Source organism: Rhizocola hellebori (assembly GCF_016862955.1).
GTDB classification, from domain to species: domain Bacteria; phylum Actinomycetota; class Actinomycetes; order Mycobacteriales; family Micromonosporaceae; genus Rhizocola; species Rhizocola hellebori.
The window spans coordinates 1-712 of the sequence record NZ_BONY01000201.1; the positions used below are offsets into that span (position 1 = coordinate 1).

At 64.9% G+C, this 712-nt stretch carries 1 protein-coding gene and 1 pseudogene; both read left to right on the forward strand.

All coding sequences use genetic code 11. The features are described from left to right. The first annotated feature begins 20 nt into the window (after positions 1–20). Positions 21–179, forward strand: coding sequence for a helix-turn-helix transcriptional regulator (locus Rhe02_RS49510; protein ID WP_308442090.1), 159 nt, complete (start codon positions 21–23; stop codon positions 177–179). Then, positions 179–712 (forward strand): annotated as a pseudogene (locus Rhe02_RS49515) (integrase); the annotation flags it as partial. The gene Rhe02_RS49510 and the pseudogene Rhe02_RS49515, both read left to right, overlap by 1 nt.

Here is a 712-nt window from a genome sequence, read left to right on the forward strand (position 1 = left end):
ACGGGCCAGAGCTGCTGACCATCGAGCAGATCTGCGCCGCGCTGGAGATCGCCCGATCGACGTTCTACGACTGGAGGGCGCGGCGCAAGGGACCGCGCTGCATGAAGCTGCCCAACGGCACCATTCGCGTGCGACGCAACGACTTCACCGCCTGGCTGGAAACCCTGGAGGTGCTGTGATGCCCGCCTTCGACAACGCTGCCAGCGAGTCAGCCTTCAGCTTCGACGTGAACGTCTGGAAGATCTACACCTACGAACGGAAGAAGGGCAAGACCTACGCCGCGCGCTGGAGCGTGGCCGGTCAGCGTCAACACCAGGTCTTCCCCACCTTCGCCCTGGCCGACTCGTTCCGGTCCAAGCTCATCAGCCACCAGCGCAAAGGCACTGCATTCCACATCGCCACAGGGCTACCCGAGCCGATGATGCGCGAGACCGCTTCCAGCACGTGGTTTGACCACATGTGCCGCTACATCGACGCCAAATGGGCTGGCATCGCACCCAAGTCCCGCAAGTCCATCGCCGATGCCCTGGCCACCGCCACACCCGCCCTGATCGTGGCTAGGCGGGGCCAGCCCAGCACTAGCGAGCTGCGCGACGCGGTCTACAACTGGGTGTGCGTCGCACCCGCCAGAGCAGGGGAAGCGCGCCCGCCGCATCACCTCGCCAATGTGGTGCGCTGGATTGAACAGCACACCGTCACCATGAGCGATCTG